The sequence below is a fragment of the Alteromonas sp. MMG017 genome (assembly GCF_018100795.1).
Taxonomy (GTDB): Bacteria; Pseudomonadota; Gammaproteobacteria; order Enterobacterales; family Alteromonadaceae; genus Alteromonas.
On record NZ_JAGJDY010000005.1, the window covers coordinates 135,294 to 150,539 of the forward strand.

At 42.4% G+C, this 15,246-nt stretch carries 14 protein-coding genes; 8 read left to right on the top strand and 6 right to left on the bottom strand.

Features of this window, described 5'->3' with window-relative positions; all coding sequences use genetic code 11:
• Positions 1–11: 11 nt before the first annotated feature.
• Positions 12–467, bottom strand: coding sequence for a hypothetical protein (locus J8L84_RS09475; protein ID WP_247670680.1), 456 nt, complete (start codon positions 465–467; stop codon positions 12–14).
• 390 nt (positions 468–857) lie between these two features.
• On the opposite strand from J8L84_RS09475, the gene J8L84_RS09480 reads away from it, so the two are divergent.
• The 3 genes from J8L84_RS09480 to J8L84_RS09490 all read left to right on the top strand — a co-directional run bounded on the left by J8L84_RS09480 (position 858) and on the right by J8L84_RS09490 (position 3,060).
• On the top strand, positions 858–1,094 hold the full coding sequence (locus tag J8L84_RS09480) for an XRE family transcriptional regulator (RefSeq protein ID WP_211070488.1): 237 nt from the start codon (positions 858–860) through the stop codon (positions 1,092–1,094).
• A 58-nt stretch (positions 1,095–1,152) separates the two neighbouring features.
• Positions 1,153–1,782 (top strand): uracil phosphoribosyltransferase, encoded by a 630-nt coding sequence (gene upp / locus J8L84_RS09485; RefSeq protein WP_057790428.1) that lies wholly within the window; start codon positions 1,153–1,155, stop codon positions 1,780–1,782.
• Between the two features lie 246 nt (positions 1,783–2,028).
• The gene (locus J8L84_RS09490) at positions 2,029–3,060 is read left to right on the top strand and encodes a LacI family DNA-binding transcriptional regulator (protein WP_211070489.1); all 1,032 of its coding nucleotides are present in this window, start codon (positions 2,029–2,031) and stop codon (positions 3,058–3,060) included.
• 14 nt (positions 3,061–3,074) lie between these two features.
• Here J8L84_RS09490 and J8L84_RS09495 read toward each other — a convergent pair whose 3' ends face one another.
• The 5 genes from J8L84_RS09495 to J8L84_RS09515 all read right to left on the bottom strand — a co-directional run bounded on the left by J8L84_RS09495 (position 3,075) and on the right by J8L84_RS09515 (position 9,648).
• Positions 3,075–3,578 (bottom strand): hypothetical protein, encoded by a 504-nt coding sequence (locus tag J8L84_RS09495; protein WP_211070490.1) that lies wholly within the window; start codon positions 3,576–3,578, stop codon positions 3,075–3,077.
• A 77-nt stretch (positions 3,579–3,655) separates the two neighbouring features.
• Positions 3,656–4,246, bottom strand: coding sequence for a thymidine kinase (locus J8L84_RS09500; protein ID WP_126871640.1), 591 nt, complete (start codon positions 4,244–4,246; stop codon positions 3,656–3,658).
• 5 nt (positions 4,247–4,251) lie between these two features.
• Complete coding sequence (locus J8L84_RS09505; protein WP_348771829.1) at positions 4,252–6,291, bottom strand: bifunctional diguanylate cyclase/phosphodiesterase; 2,040 nt, start codon at positions 6,289–6,291, stop codon at positions 4,252–4,254.
• 206 nt (positions 6,292–6,497) lie between these two features.
• Positions 6,498–7,196, bottom strand: coding sequence for a hypothetical protein (locus J8L84_RS09510; RefSeq protein ID WP_211070491.1), 699 nt, complete (start codon positions 7,194–7,196; stop codon positions 6,498–6,500).
• A 202-nt stretch (positions 7,197–7,398) separates the two neighbouring features.
• Positions 7,399–9,648 carry an acyl-CoA dehydrogenase gene (locus J8L84_RS09515; protein WP_211070492.1) on the bottom strand — a complete coding sequence of 750 codons (2,250 nt, stop codon included), beginning with the start codon at positions 9,646–9,648 and terminating at the stop codon, positions 7,399–7,401.
• A gap of 263 nt (positions 9,649–9,911) precedes the next feature.
• On the opposite strand from J8L84_RS09515, the gene J8L84_RS09520 reads away from it, so the two are divergent.
• The 5 genes from J8L84_RS09520 (at position 9,912) to J8L84_RS09540 (ending at position 15,192) form a co-directional block, all read left to right on the top strand.
• Complete coding sequence (locus J8L84_RS09520; protein ID WP_211070493.1) at positions 9,912–12,221, top strand: MMPL family transporter; 2,310 nt, start codon at positions 9,912–9,914, stop codon at positions 12,219–12,221.
• Positions 12,208–13,002, top strand: coding sequence for an outer membrane lipoprotein-sorting protein (locus tag J8L84_RS09525; protein WP_211070494.1), 795 nt, complete (start codon positions 12,208–12,210; stop codon positions 13,000–13,002). The genes J8L84_RS09520 and J8L84_RS09525 overlap by 14 nt, the downstream gene beginning before the upstream one ends.
• Before the next feature lie 3 nt (positions 13,003–13,005).
• Positions 13,006–14,193 (top strand): hypothetical protein, encoded by a 1,188-nt coding sequence (locus J8L84_RS09530; RefSeq protein WP_211070495.1) that lies wholly within the window; start codon positions 13,006–13,008, stop codon positions 14,191–14,193.
• A 98-nt stretch (positions 14,194–14,291) separates the two neighbouring features.
• A complete protein-coding gene (locus J8L84_RS09535) occupies positions 14,292–14,819 on the top strand; it encodes an outer membrane beta-barrel protein (protein ID WP_211070496.1) in 528 nt (175 codons plus the stop codon).
• Positions 14,820–14,925: 106 nt separating this feature from the next.
• Positions 14,926–15,192 carry a DUF3081 family protein gene (locus J8L84_RS09540; RefSeq protein ID WP_057790447.1) on the top strand — a complete coding sequence of 89 codons (267 nt, stop codon included), beginning with the start codon at positions 14,926–14,928 and terminating at the stop codon, positions 15,190–15,192.
• Positions 15,193–15,246: the final 54 nt, after the last annotated feature.

Genomic DNA, 15,246 nt, shown 5'->3' on the forward strand with positions numbered 1-15,246 from the left:
TGACTTATCAATTAATAAGGATTGGCAAATTTGAGTTTATCTTCCTCTGACGCTGATTCTTGGCACTCGCCGAGAAGGTGATAACGGCCTTCAGTTTCATGAGTATCAATTTCGATATAGCCATTACGGCAATATTGCGTTTCAAATAACTTTTCACTCAAAGTATCGTAAAAAGCTTCCATACGTTCGGCATTACGATCGTTACCGCCCCTAGCTTCTCCGCCACCATTTTGGCCGCCACTTCTGCCGCCGCGACCACCACCTTCACCACCTCGAGAAGGGCGCTGACCGCTGCCATTTTCTCGATTACCTCGGCTCGGCATACCAATGCTAAAGGCAAATAATTTGGTGCCATCAGGGTTAATCTTGGTTTCGAAAAACACTTCACCTTGATCTCGGTGGTCTGGTTTACCGGCGCAGCCTGCTAAAACGCTAGTAGCAACTAAAAAGGGAACAAGTAATTTCATAATTATAATTTTTGAGGTAGCTAAAGATAATCTTATGAGAGAGTTTAAAGGTGAAAGTTGCCAAGTAAAGTGTAAGTTTCTGGTAAAGGTGAATAGGGTAGTCGACAAATTCCAAAATGGAAAGTCGTTGTTATTGCCAATAATAATGGTATGGTTAAGGATAAGTGAACAGCGCACGTGCGCCTTTCAACTATTAAAGAGAACTCATTATGCAAAACGTTACTTTTAATTACTTTTACAATTATACCCAATAATAGCGCCTGACGCTGAGTGTTCAGGGGCAAGTATTCGCTTCTGGGCATAGCATAAAAGTAAGAACGTTTTGCAAAAGCCCAGAAAGGTTAAACTATCTGGGTTTTTTTATGCCCAAAATATATCGGCGGCAAAACAATGAGAGAATTAACGTTAGGTGAAATTAGAAAGCAACACAGAGTAAAACAAGAAGTGGTGGCGATGGCGCTTTGCGTGACTGCTTCTGGCGTAAGTAAACTTGAGTCGAAGCGCATTCAAGATGTGCCTCTTCATAGAGCGTCGGCTTACCTAGCGGCGGTAGGGGGAAGCATTAGAATAGAGATGACATTACCTGACGGTAGCACCGTGAATGTAGGAGAAAATACGTTAGGTTAATTTTGCCTAAATGGAATGAGCGGTTAAACTGTGTAAAACAGATACTTAAGGAAGTAAAATGGCCGTTCATGAAATAACTCACCCATTGATTGCACACAAATTAGGGTTAATGCGTTATGCCAAAATTAGCAGCAAAGACTTTCGAGAGTTAGCATCAGAAGTAGGTAACTTACTGACATACGAGGCAACTCGAACACTACCCACAGAGCGTGCGGTGATAAAAAGTTGGTCTGGTGATGATGTTGAAGTTAAGCAAATTAAAGGTAAGAAGATTACCGTGGTCCCTATCCTTCGTGCTGGGTTGGGCATGCTAGAGGGCGTATTAGAACTAATCCCTAATGCAAAAATTAGTGTGGTTGGTTTGTATCGCGACGAAGACACACTGCAGCCTGTTGCCTACTTTGACAAAGTAGTAAAAAATATTGACGAACGCACCGCGTTAATCGTTGACCCAATGCTTGCGACTGGCGGTACGTTAATTGCCACCATCGACCTACTGAAGCAAAAGGGTTGTAAGAAAATCATGGGGCTCTTTTTAGTAGCCGCGCCAGAAGGTATTAAAGCTGTGGTCGATGCCCATCCTGATGTAGAGATTTTCACTGCAGCTATTGACCACCGACTGGACGAAAAGGGCTACATATTGCCTGGATTAGGTGATGCAGGCGATAAAATATTTGGAACACGGTAATCACAACAGTGATAGTTATCAAGGTAACTGAGCACAATAGTCTTCATGCCTCATTCGCTTAAAACCTTTCAGTCATAGGTATTCGATAAGAGGTGTGAATTAATCGTTTAAGTGGTGATATAGTTAAGGTTATCTTTACTGTAAATAGCGGGTAGCAAACAACTAGGTAAGCTTAAAGTTTGTTTTATGCGCAAATAGTTACTGTTAGTGTTGTTGCTAAAAACGCAGGGAATAGTACAAATAAAAATGACCAAAACAAAATTGACACTTAAAGATGTAGCGCTGCAGTTAGATGTGTCTACCGCCACTATTTCAAATGCATTTAATAGGCCCGATCAACTTTCTAAAGCACGTCGAGAGCATATCCTTGCCGAGTGCGATCGCATTGGTTACACCGGGCCTAACAAAGCGGCACAAATATTAAGAAAAGGGCGTTCTAATATTGTTGCCCTAGTACTGGCTGATAGTATTCCTTATACCGTCAGTGACCCTGTGGCCAGCACCTTCATTAAAGGGGTTTCAAGTATATTGCAGCAGCAAGGTAAGCACCTGCTTCTTTATGCGGGCGACTCAGAAAGTATCCTCGATGTGGTGGATTTCGTTGATGGGTTCATTTGTTACGGTGCACCACGAAATTATAAGTTAGCGGAAGAGCTGGCCAAACAAAGTAAACCTGCTATTACAGTAGATTTCGATATTGAAGGGCTTCCTTCCGTTAATATCGATAATTATAACGCCGCGTATCAAATCGCTAAAAATGCCATCTCCCCAGGTGATCATGTCGCCATTTTAGGGCTGCGATTAATTGAGTCTCCAAGTACCTGTCGCATTTATGACAGTCCGCTTATCGAAGTTCAAACTTCTATTTCTCATCGCCGATTAGACGGTTATATGAAAGCAATTGATGAAAGCGAAGCAACAATTTCAAATGATTGGGTTTGGCACATTCCAGAAAGTGAACGGAGCTTCGCAAAGCAAGCGGCTAAAGAGGTGTTAAATAGTAACCCTAGGCCTAATACCGTCTTATGTATGAGTGACATTATTGCCCTAGAACTACTGCAATCAGCGCTTTCGATGGGGATCAAAGTACCTGAAGAGCTAAAAATTACAGGCTTTGACGGTATTGAAGAAGCAGACAGAACGCGTCCTAATTTAACTACTGTTTGCCAATCAAGTGCGCTTAAGGGAGAGATGGCCGCACAAGCCTTGCTCAGCGAATCATTGAAAAGCACAATACTACCCTTTGAATTGAAGGTGGGTGAAACCGTAAGTGCTTAATGGCTAATCTTGTTTTAGGGTGTCTCACTGTCGTAAAACATAGATGTTATTTGCGCCACACGCTTTAAGTTATCGATATCATTTTGAGACCATTGGATTGCACTGTGTGTCTTTTCGCAGCATATAACACCAATAGGGTTGAACTGGTGGTGGAAAGTGAAATCCAGTAGTGAGTAAATGTCGTTTGGCTTAAAGTAATTTTCGTTGAAACACTTGGTGGAAGGGTGGTTGCGGGCATCTGAAGCGACTAACACACTTTGTTTTAATATGTCGTCAAAATAATTGGGAATATCTTCTTCAGACAGCGATAAACCATGGGTTGGCAAATTTTGGCCATCCTGATTTAACGTAAGGCACCGGATTCGGGTTTTGTTTTCTTCAAATCGCCATAAGCTTATTCGGTTCGCAGCTGGAATACTTAGTCGAAGGCACGACACTATCGCAGATAGTTTATCCTGCTCATCCAATCCGCGTTTTGATAATGAAATGACGAGTGTTGTATAGCGGTCTAGATCCAAAGCGACACTCTTTGAGGTAATTCAAACGTAATAGTTGAAGTATATACTTACTTTCAAAGAGTGAAGTTCAAGAAACATTAAATTTTGTTTTTATCCCAGACCAACTCTTTAAAATGCTTTCTGCACATTGACTCGTAGCGATCGTTGCCACCAATTTGTACTTGATCTCCATCGGTAACCGCATTGCCGTCTTCATCTAGCCTTACCACGAAGTTCGCTTTGCGCCCACAGTGGCAAACCGTTTTAAGTTCGAACAACTTATCAGCCCAAGCCAGAAGGTAGTGGCTTCCTTCGAAAGTGCCACCCAAAAAGTCAGTACGTAATCCGTAAGCCAGAACGGGGATATCTAATTCGTCTACCACTTCTATTAACTGACGAACTTGAACTTGTGTTAGAAACTGTGCTTCATCAATGAAAATACAATCTAAGCGCTTTTCTTCATTATCTTGTTTAATGGCTTCATATAGATCGTCATCATTGCCATAAAGTTTTGCGTCGGCTTGTAACCCAATTCTAGAGGTTACTTTTCCTACGCCATAGCGGTCATCAAAGGCAGCGGTATAAATCAGAGAGTGCATGCCTCTCTCGCGATAGTTATAAGCTGATTGTAAAAGAGAGGTCGATTTTCCTGCGTTCATTGCAGAGTAATAAAAATAAAGTTGAGCCATGAATATTATTTGTTTTCGTTATACCAGGTTTTAAGGTCGCTCAATGGCATTGGTTTAGCGTAAAGAAAGCCTTGGATATAATCCACACCTAGGGTCTTGATGTGGTTCATTTGGTCTAAGGTTTCAATGCCCTCAGCAATAGTCTTACAACCAAACTCGTTTGCGATGAGCATGGTTGCGCGCATAATAGTATCACTACCTTCATTGGTATTCTGTACAAATGAGCGATCAATTTTTATAAAATCACACGGCATTGACTGCAATCTGCTTAAGGAAGAGTACCCTGTACCAAAGTCATCGATTGATATCTTAACGCCCCGCGCCTTAACGTTATGTATTTGGTTTGCAACCGCATTAACATTGTTGGCGAACACGCTTTCTGTTATTTCCAAGTAAAGGCGGGAAGGGACAATATTGGTAGACGCTAGCACCTTATCCAGCGTATTAATGAAGGTTTCATCAAGCAACTGACTAATAGATACATTCACAGATAACGCGATGTCATCTTCGAATGGCCATTCGGTTGCATCTATACAGGCATGGTTTAACACCCATGCGCCTATTTCAGGCATTAACCCTGTGCGCTCAGCTAGGGGAATAAAGCGCGCTGGTGAGATTACTTTGCCATCACAATTCCAACGCAGTAGCGCTTCAACCGATGTTAGCTTTTGTGTATCGGCGCAAATAATAGGTTGGTAGTGCACAGTAAAAGCGTTTTTATCTATGGCATGTCTTAATTGCTCACAAAGTCGCTGTTCGCTCTTTATTTTTTCATGTAAGTCTTCACTAAAAACGCCGATAGTGCCCCGTTGTTTGCGTTTTTGATCGTACATGGTCAAGTCAGCTTGTTGAATAAGCGTCATGGTGTCATTGCCATGCTCAGGGTATATCGCAATGCCGATAGTGGCATCTAGTGTGATTTGGTTTTCTAAAGCTATGATAGGTTCTGTGACTCCGCTACGCATAGCATGGGCAACGGCCACTGCGGTATGAACGGTTGCGTAGGGAGTTACCGCAACAAATTCATCACCTCCCCATCTGGCAAGATGATCTTTTTCGCAGTATTCGGCAAGTCGGTTAGCAATTTCTGCAAGTACAATATCGCCGACCTTATGCCCTAAACTATCGTTTACCTGCTTAAAACCATCTAAATCGATAAACAAAACCGCAAGGTTATTATCAAGCGCTTTGGTGCTTTCAATGAGAGTATTTAACTGTTTGAACAGACCGTTTCTGTTCAGTAAATTAGTTAGCGGATCTCTATTAGATAATCGAAAAATATCGGCGGTACGTTTCTCAACTTCATCTTCTAAATTGGCATTAGCATCATCTAACTGCTCGTTAGATTTACGCAGCATGGCGTTAATTTTAGCTGTCTCTTTTCTATCGGCTTGCATCTGCTCGACAAGACGGTTGTTCTTATACCTCAGCGATACGGTGTCAAAAAAGAATCGGTGGTAACGCAGGGAGCTAACGAGTATACCGATACAAAAAATAAAGCCCAATATACCCAAAACAACAAAATTTCTATCATCGTCAAACAAGGCTCTAATTGATATGGGCACAAGCAATGACGTGGTGTAGACAAAAACGAAAACTTTACTTGGCGCTAATACTGAAGCTGCACCACCGGCCATCGCGCCTAAGACAACCATGGTTGTCGCTAACTCTACAGGGGACATAGAGGAGTAAAGAAGTATTGAATAAAGTGCCCATACCGCAGAGGCTAAATACACGCCAATCGCGAACCTAAATTTTACAGGTCGCACATTATATTCGGTGCCTTTTAATCTCGTTAACCAGAAAAGGCCATCCGCAAACCGAAGAAGAATAACCGTGCTCATTGCGATAAAAAGCAATACTTTTGAGTTTTGGGCTTTTTCGGTATCGAATCCGAAACCGAACGTTAAGCCTAAAAAGGCAACGAAGGTCATGACTAAACCAGTAAACATATTACTGTTTAGCATATCTACCATGTCGCGCTGCATTTGCGGCGTTATGGGAATAGGGGAGGTTGAACCTCTTTGTTTATCAAAACTTTTCACTATAAATCTACGTTCCAACTCAATAAGCTTTTAAGCTAAATTTGGTGTGAAGTTTTATTGGTTTAGTAAACAATAGCAGTGATATAGCTTTTACTGCTTTAAATCTACACACTTACCTTGGTTAAATTACACGCAAACCATCAAAATTGCTATGCAACGTAAGAAGTAACGGTTTTTATAGCAACGGCCATTTAGCGCCAATCGCGTTAATTACTAGCCTTAATTGCATTAACTTCCTTTAAAACGGCACTCAGAGCTTTTGATAAGTCTTCCTGCAGGTGAAGATATTTGTTGTTAACCACATGAACGATATTGTGCTCTACAATAACAAGATGTTGAGCACCTAAATTTTTAAACGTAGCTTCATCGGAAAAGTCGGTCGGCAATAACGCATAGTCGTATCGGCCTGAAACGAGTAGATTCACAACTTGGTCGAAGCGGTCGTATTCACGGATATCTGCGGTAATGGCGGGGCCATTCTGATCTACATTGACGTTAAACCGTGTGGTGGCGGCAATGGCGATATTAGGGTTTGAAAGCACACTGCTTTCACATAGACTATTACGCATGCACAATAAAATTGTCGCGCCTTTTGCTATAACAGGGTGCAAGATATAAAAATTGCTAAACTCGTCTGCAACTAGTTCGTAGCGAACGGTATCGGCATCAGTAATGCCTTCATCGAGTAATCGAAGACCTCGCTCACCACCCACTTCAATAAACTCCACACTGATGCCAAGTTTGCTATAAGTTCTGGCAACAATATCGTTGTAATGACTCACCACTCTAGGGTGCCCCACATAACCAATGAGCATAGGCGAATCGTCAGCACCATTAGCTAAACAATCAGCTGAGCAAATAAAAGAAAAAAATAAAGCAGTACTAAGAAGCTTTAGTATTTGCATAAATCTTTATAGATAAGAATGGATATATAAAGCGTAGATGTTAAAGGGGGAATTTTCACCCTTTAGTGCAAGCCACGACGGTTTGCATATACAAGGAGGGTAGGCTGCGCTTTTTTGCGCTAAAGCAAAGTCATTTTCACATACAAAAAAGCTCCGGCCATAGGCCAGAGCTTTCTATAAATAGCGAGCTAAATAAGTAGTACTAAGCCGCGTTTTTTCCGCCATCGATTGCGCGCAACGTCTCAGTTGCTGGCAATAGTTCCATGTCGAAAGTGTACTCATCAACACGAACCGCCAATTGGCGTTTTTCGTTGTAATCATGCAACTGTGCAGCTTCTTCGGCATTAATAACAGCTTTTTCTTGAAGCTTGTTTAGTGCGTGTTCAAACGAGATAAACGGCACTACTGGCTCTTTGCGAAGTGCTTTTTGCACTTTACCTAACAGGTGTGCAACCGCATGTTTCGCTTTAAACGCTTGTTCGTTAATGTCGTTACCATCACCTGGGCTAACGCGAACTAAGTGAGTAAGCTGCGCTTTCACACTGTTGTCTTGCATAGATGCCATAGACAATTCACGTACTAGGTCATCGCTGATACCTGCAACACTGTTTGAGTAAGTGTTGGTCAGTAAGCGCATTAGGCCACGCGTCGGTGTGTTCGGGAAATTGTTGATGAAGTTAACAATTGCCTGATCAGCTTGTTGTAATGACCACTGCATAGCATATTCGAAATACGGTAGTGCAAGTTTACGGTCTTCAATGCGCTGCTCGTAAAAACGAATGGCTGCCATTGCACCGTAAAGGTAGCTCATCACATCACCCAAACGGGCTGAAAGTAACTCAGCCTTCTTAAGGTCTCCGCCAAGTACTGCTAGTGACAAGTCAGCAAGAGGCGCTAGTTTAGCTGAAATGCTGTTTACACGCTTTTCATACTTACGCACTTCAGGCAATGCAGACTCTGAACCGCGTAGGAAAGGTAGGTAACCTTTACCAAAACTGCGGAATGCATTCTTAACACTAAAACCAACAGTTTTACGTAACACTTTGTTGAATTCTTTATCCGCAGAACTATCGTTGCTGTGAATAAGGTCAACCATGTCTTTCAAGTATGGGTGGCAACGCATTGCGCCTTGACCGAAAATCATTAGGTTACGAGTAAGAATGTTTGCACCTTCAACCGTAATGGCAATAGGAAGTGCTGCATATCCACCGGCAAGGGTATTTTGCGGGCCGCGCTGAATCGCTTTACCTGCTTGAATATCCATAGCCGAATTCATCACATCACGACCAAGTTCGGTCATGTGATATTTAGCAATAGCGGTAACAACCGATGGTTTAACACCTAAGCCTAAGCCTTCAGTGGTAAGTACACGCATGGCTTCCAATAAGAAAGTCTTACCCGCGATGTCTGCCATCTTCTCTTGAATACCTTCGAAGCGACCAATAGGCACACCGAACTGCTCACGTACAAATGAATACTCAACCGTACCTTTGAATGCAGATTGTGCTGTTGCAACGCCCATCGCTGGAAGTGAAATACCACGACCTGCACCAAGACACGCTACTAGCATCTGCCAACCGCGACCGATATTTTTCTGACCACCGATAATAAATTCCATAGGAATAAATACATCTTGGCCACGAGTTGTACCGTTATAAAAGCGCACGCCCATAGGGTCGTGACGGTTACCAAGCTCTACACCAGGGTGAGACTTAGGCAGTAGGGCACAGGTAATACCTAGCTCTAGTTTGTCACCAAGTAATTGCTCTGGATCGAATACTTTAAATGCCAAGCCAAGTACGGTAGCAATTGGCGCTAGCGTAATATAACGCTTGTCCCAGCTGATACGAAGACCAAGTACTTCTTCGCCGTTGTACTCGCCTTTAGTGACGATAGCGGCATCAGGAATAGCACCGGCATCTGAACCTGCTTCTGGGCTAGTTAGGGCAAAACACGGGATATCACGACCATCAGAAAGGCGTGGTAACCAGTAATCTTGTTGGGCAGTCGTACCATAATGCATAAGCAACTCACCCGGACCTAATGAGTTAGGTACCATAACGGTTACTGCGATTGCACCAGATTTTGCCGCTATAGTGGCAACAATCGTTGAGTTAGCGTACGGGCTAAACTCAAGACCACCAAATTTCTTAGGAATGATCATTGAGAAGAAACGGTTCTTACCTAAGAAGTCTAAAACGTCTTGAGGAATGTGATCGCCGTTGTTTAACTCGAAATCATCAATCATACCCAGTAATTCTGATACTGGGCCGTCCATAAATGCTTGCTCTTCAGCGCTCAATTTTGCTTGAGGAATATCACGAAGTGCCTGCATATCAGGTTTACCCTGATAAATAGAAGATTCAATCCAAACGTCACCCGCGTCTAACGCCTCCTGCTCGGTTACAGAAATTGGTGGTAACACTTTTTTTAAGCTAGTTCTAATACTCATATTTGACTCATCCGCTCATCTGACCAGTTGTATGGTGTTAATACTACATCAGTTTCAGAAAAGATCAAAAAAATTGCTCATAAATAGTGTTGTATATGTAAAATTTAATAAAAAGAAGCGATTACGATAGTGCTTTAAATGGAAGATATGAGCTTATGTAACAAATGTGAGGCAGCATCTAAAAATATTCTGGTAACTGAGTTATGTTTATTAACCATTTACGGGTAAACTTTCGATAACAGAGCGAGTTACAGGAAGTTGTAATGCAAGAAACATCATCGAACACATCAAGGTGGTTTGCGTCACCAAAGTTAACTATCTGTGTGGTTATTGTTGCGATGTTAGTAGCGATAGTCGGTGCCAAAAATTTATACTTTAGGGGCGACTACAAAGTATTTTTTGAGCCTGACAATCCGCAACGACTTGCCTTTGAAGAAATGCAGAACATATTTAATAAAAGCGAAAATGTCGCTTTTATGGTGGTGCCCGACGACGATAATGTGTTTAAACCGTCTACCTTATCTTTAGTTGTTGAGCTTACAGAAGCTGCATGGCAACTCCCTCTTTCTACCCGCGTGGAGTCCATATCTAACTTCCAATACACCTACGCCGAAGATGACGATCTTATTGTAGAAGACTTAATTACCACGGGTTCGCTCTCGAATTCAGAAATAACGGATATTAAAAATGTACTTGATAGTACCCCTGAACTAACCGGAAGGTTAGTATCGTACCCAGGAGATGTTTTGGTAGTGAATACGACCATTCAACTACCTGACGGCGACCAAACGAAAGAAGTAATCGAAATCGCCACGGCTGCCACTGCATTAAAGCAGCAGTTAGAGGAAAAATACTCCGGCCACACTATCTACCTTACCGGTATGGTTGTAATGAACGATGCCTTTGCGGTGGCTGCACAGCAAGACGCAAGTACGCTTATTCCCCTCATGTTTTTCCTTATCATTGTCATGATAGGCGTGATTGTTCGTTCCGTGTTTGCAGCCCTTGCCACATTATTAGTGGTCATTGTATCTATTGCCACATCCATTGGTGTATCTGGCTGGCTTGGTATGTTCCTAAGTACCGCTACGGTAAATGCCCCCACCATGATAACCACGCTGGCAGTGGCTGACTGTATCCACATCATTGTGGGTGTGCAGTACTTTCTTGGGCGCGGCCTCACTAACGCTAATGCGATCAATGAAAGCTTAAGAATTAATACTAAGCCTATTATTATCACCAGTGTTACCACGGCGATTGGCTTTTTAATGCTGAACTTTTCTGCCGTTCCTGTCTTGTCCGATTTAGGTAACATGACTGCATTTGGTGTAATGCTCGCTTGTGTATTATCGCTTTGGTTCCTGCCTGCTTTATTGCTATTGAAGCCGCTAAAAGTGAAGACAACAAAAAATAATAAGATCTTCGAGCGATTGGGAAATAGAGTCACATCGAATTACCGAGCTCTGTTACCCATTTGTGCGGTAGTGATTGTGGGCATCAGTTTTTTTGCTACCAATAACGAGTTAAATGATGTTGCAGTGAAGTACTTCGACGATAGAAGTACGTTTGGGCAAGCTGTGGAAATAAATGAAGAGAAGCTTGGTGGTATGTCTAACATCGACTTCGTCATTTATTCTGATACCCCTTATGGTGCTACAGAACCTGACTTTTTAGCGCGAGTAGAATTACTCACTAAATGGCTGCGCGATAAAGAAGAAGTTCATCATGTGCTGTCATTTGCCGATACATTAAAACGGTTAAATAAAAATATGCATGGCGATGACGATACTTATTATCGATTACCAGAAGATGGGGAGCTGGCCTCGCAGTATGTTTTGCTGTACGAAATGTCGCTGCCATTTGGTCTAGACTTAAGCAATCAGTTAGATATTGATAAATCGGCAATGAGAATTATCGCCGTTATTGATAACTTAGGCAGTAAAGATTTAACCGCATTAGAGTCTGATGCCAAAGCGTATTTTAAAAGCCTTGGCAGCGACAACCGTCTGGAAGCCGCAAGTCCGCCTTTAATGTTTGCGCATATTGGCGATCGAAATATGGAAAGTATGGTAAAGGGCTCTATTTATGCCTTAGTCCTTATTTCTGTTTTGATATTGTTCGCGTTACGTTCGTGGCGACTGGGGTTGGTAAGCTTGTTTACTAATTTGCTACCCGCCGCTATCGGGTTTGGCGTTTGGGGGTTAATCTCTGGCCAAATTAATATGGCACTGTCGGTGGTTATCAGTATGACCATGGGCATTATTGTTGACGATACAGTGCATTTCTTGTCGAAGTATCAGTCGGCGAGGCTGACCCGTAAGTCGGTTAAAGAAAGTGTGCTTTATGCATTTAATACGGTTGGAATGGCACTGACCACAACCACAATCGTGCTGACAGTCGGCTTTGGTGTGCTAGCGTCTTCAAGCTTTATGCTGAATGCGCATATGGGCATTTTAACCATTATAATTATCGTCGCGGCTTTGGCCGTCGACCTTATTTTCCTACCCGCGTTGTTAATGTGGTTGGATAAAGATGAAACCCCGTTACCGGAGAAGAATAGTGAGATACATTAGCCTTGTTTTACTGGCGTCGTTCATATCTATCACCACATTTAATGGCGTTGCCGCCGAGAGTGAGCCTAGCGCAAAGGGACTGGAAATAGCCCAAGAGCGAAAAGCGAGAGATCGTGGGTGGAATAATTCAGAGGCCAAAATCTTAATGGTACTGCGCAATGCGCAAGGCCAAGAAGCAACCCGTAAACTCAACGTGAAATCGATGGAGTTAACCGATGATGGTGATAAAGCACTAACGGTTTTTCAATCGCCTCGGGATGTAAAAGGGACTGCATTTTTGAGCTTCTCCCATGTTTTCGATGCTGATGAACAGTGGATATTTCTTCCTGCTTTAAAACGGGTAAAGCGTATCGCGTCTAGAAACAAGAGTGGGCCATTTGTCGGCAGTGAGTTTGCTTTTGAAGACATGACATCATTCGAAGTAGAGAAATTTTCTTATTCCTATGTGGGTGACGAGACGATTAATGGTGAAGCCTGCTTTGTATTAGAGCAAGTTCCTCAATATGACTATTCAGGTTATACGCTGCAAAAAGTATGGATTGATAAGTCTCACTACCGTGTACATAAAGTTGAGTTTTACGATAAGAAAGGGGCGCTACTAAAGGTGCTTGAGCTAAAAGATTACGAGCTTTATAAAGAGAAATACTGGCGTCCTATTCGCAGCGAGATGACGAACGTACAAACGCGTAAGTCTACGTCGCTAATTACAGAAAGCTTAATTTTTGATACCGACTTGTCAGAATCAGATTTTGACAAAAACAGTTTAAAAAGAGCGCGGTAATTCGTGATTAAATCCATCGCTTTATTTGTATCGAGTATTACGGCTTCATTCTCTTTACTGGCCAACACGGAAATAACAGGCTCTGCCGGTGGAGAGCTGCGCTATTTCATGCAAGACGCCCTCTACGAAGTACAAGAAAGAACTTACGGCTCAGTCTTTTTTAGCCCCGAAACTTATACTGAGTGGAATGATGGTGAAGACAGCTTGCTGTTTAAACCCTTTTTCAGGGCCGACCAACACGATGAGCAGAGAACACATTTCGATGTTCGAGAACTGCAGTGGATGCATGTGGCAGACACATGGGAAACCAAAATAGGGATTGGAAGAGTATTCTGGGGGCAAACCGAGTCCATCCACCTCGTCGACATCGTTAATCAAACCGATGCCATTGAAGCGGTAGATGGCGAAGATAAACTTGGTCAGCCTATGGTTAATGTTTCTTACTTTAGTGACTTCGGCACGTTTTCAGCCTTTGTGTTGCCCTATTTTAGAGAGCGTACCTTTGAAAGTGCTGATGGACGTTTGCGACCGCCTATTGCGGTAGGAGATGCCTTGTACGAGTCGGATGGTGAGCAAAGCCATGTTGATTATGCGCTGAGGTGGCAATCAAGTATCAGTGATTGGGAAGTGGGGCTATCTTATTTTTCAGGTACAAGCCGAGAGCCAGAACTTGTTACGACGGTAAATGACGAAGGTCAGCCAGAGATTCTTCCCTATTACGCGCAAATCAGTCAGGTAGGCGTTGATTTACTCACCGTTTATGGTGCGTGGTTACTTAAATTTGAGTCGATATATCGTGAAGGGCAATCGGAAGATTTTACTGCGGTAGTGACAGGTTTCGAATACACCACACAAGGCATATTCGACACTCAATATGGCCTAGGTGTATTGAGTGAGTACCAGTTCGACGAGCGTGAAGATAACTTTTTTGCTGTGGGTCAAAACGACCTTATGGTGGGCTTACGGTTTATCTTTAACGATATTGATGGAACCGAAGTGCTAATGGGGTACGTGCAAGATTTAGATGAATCGAGTACATCTAGTGCATTTATTGAAGCGTCCAGTCGTATATCACCTCATTGGCGCTGGAAATTGGATGGCTATTTCTTTTCAAGTGATGATACTGACGATACCTTTTATTTCCTAAGAAGAGATGATCATCTCCAATTTACCCTTGAGTACTTTTTTTAGTACGAGGCGTTATTTCTGATTTAAATTAAACATTTACACTCGTAACCCTAGTTATTTACTATTAGGGTTATTTTTTGTGGTTCTAACTTGAGGTTTTAATGAAGCAGTTTGTCGTTGGTTTTATTGCGCTTTTTTCAATGTTTAACGCACATAGTGCTTCTACTCATTATGGTATCGCGTCAGTTGGGTTTAGTGATTTTGAGTTCACAAATGTCGAAAATAGCGGGCTAGCTTACAGTGTTGCTTTTGGACGCCAAATCCACAGGCAGTGGTATGCAGAAGTGGGTTACCTTAATTTAACTAATGATAGCGAAGGTGATACCGAGCTTTCGGGTGACGCGCTTTACCTTGCTGTACTTGGAAAAGCAAATAGTCAGTATGGGGAGCTGTATTACAAATTAGGGATTGCTAACGCTGATATCGCAAGTACGCGCTACTGTGGAAACTCAGCTTTGTTAGGTGATGCATGCTCATTTGATGAGGGTGTGGTTGCAGGTATTGCTGGCCTTGGGTTTGATTATCATGTTGGTCTAAAATCTATGGTGAGACTGGAATATATTTACTTAGGCGGGGAGGACGACCTCTCAACGCATTTAGTGTCTTTGGGCTTTCGCTACAATTTTTAATGCTCAATAGGGTTGGGTGACCAAACACATACAAGTACAGCGGTGTAATCCAAACACTATCATTCAGCGTAAAAAGAGTTGCTAGTCAAAAACTAAGGAGCCATTTATGAAAAATGAATTAGACAGTAAATTTCTGTTACAGGTGTTTGAAAAAATCCGAACTAACGGTGATAAGAAAGAAGACCAGTATCATCTGAATGGTATTGTTGCGTACACCGACCTCGATGGTTACACGCTATTTATTGAAGATAAAAATTGTAAACTGCAATTTGGTTTCCATAATCAATATCACTTTGATTATGAAAAAGACGATCACTTTCAAACTTTTGAGAAAAAGTTGAAGCAGATAGACAAAGAGTACGGCGCTCACTAAATCGCTTGATTGGGAGGGGAAACCTTTTTTCAAAACTTGACGTTTATCGAGATT